The organism is Mesorhizobium sp. M0052, from assembly GCF_040323255.1.
GTDB lineage: Bacteria > Pseudomonadota > Alphaproteobacteria > Rhizobiales > Rhizobiaceae > Mesorhizobium.
Map to the genome: position 1 here is coordinate 1 of NZ_JAMYUS010000063.1, position 982 is coordinate 982.

General features: G+C 61.3%; 1 protein-coding gene. It reads right to left on the bottom strand.

Annotated elements, in window-relative coordinates; translation table 11 throughout:
* Nucleotides 1-96: 96 nt before the first annotated feature.
* Nucleotides 97-982: ABC transporter ATP-binding protein (locus NKJ77_RS32355; protein ID WP_502902141.1), on the bottom strand; the 886-nt coding region annotated here is incomplete at its 5' end.

Genomic DNA, 982 nt, shown 5'->3' on the forward strand with positions numbered 1-982 from the left:
TTTTCTGCTCTCTCCCTTTGTTTGGCCATACCCCAGGATAGGGCGCCCCTTGCACGAAGACTCGCCAACCCGTTCGCGACGAGCCTCGGTTCCTCGTCACGGCGCGTTGAGCGCCCGACAATCCTCCGCTTTCCAGCCGATGGTGATCACCGCACCGGGCTCGACACGGGCCAGTCCTTCCGAATTCGGCAGCTTGAGCACGAAGTCATCATGGCCGCAGACCGAGATCCTGATGCGCAGGTGGTCGCCCAGATAAATCAGTTCCGCAACTTGCGCATTGAACACATTTGGCAGCGAGCCCGGTATCGGGTTCAGCTTCACTCGCTCGGGCCGCAGCGACAGCACGGTTGGCTTTCCCACACCCTCGATATTTACCGCCAGCGCCAGCACGTTGCCGGCGCCGGGAATCTCTACTTTGCAGGTCGCACCATTCACGGCCACAACGTTGCCTTGCAGCCGGTTGTTCTCGCCGATGAACTGGGCGACGAAGGCGTTCCGTGGCCGCTCGTACAGTTCGGCCGGCGTTGCGAGCTGCTGGATGACCCCGTCGTTGAACACCGCTATGCGGTTGGACATGGTCAGCGCCTCGCTCTGGTCATGCGTCACATAGACCACTGTGACGCCGAGGCTCTCGTGAATGTGTTTGATCTCGAGCTGCATCTGCTCGCGCAGTTGCTTGTCAAGCGCGCCGAGCGGCTCGTCCATCAGCACGAGCTTGGGGCCGAAGACGAGGGCGCGGGCGAGCGCCACGCGCTGCTGCTGCCCGCCGGAAAGTTGGCCGGGCCGCCGCTTGGCAAACGCGCCGAGCCGGACCATATCGAGCGCCTGTTTGATCTTGGCTTCGGTCTCGGCCGTGCTGAGCTTGCGTACTTTAAGAGGAAACGCGAGGTTCTCTTCTACCGTCATATGCGGGAAAAGCGCATAGTTCTGGAATACCATTCCTATGTCGCGCTTGTGCGGCGGCCTATTGTTAATGGAGTGC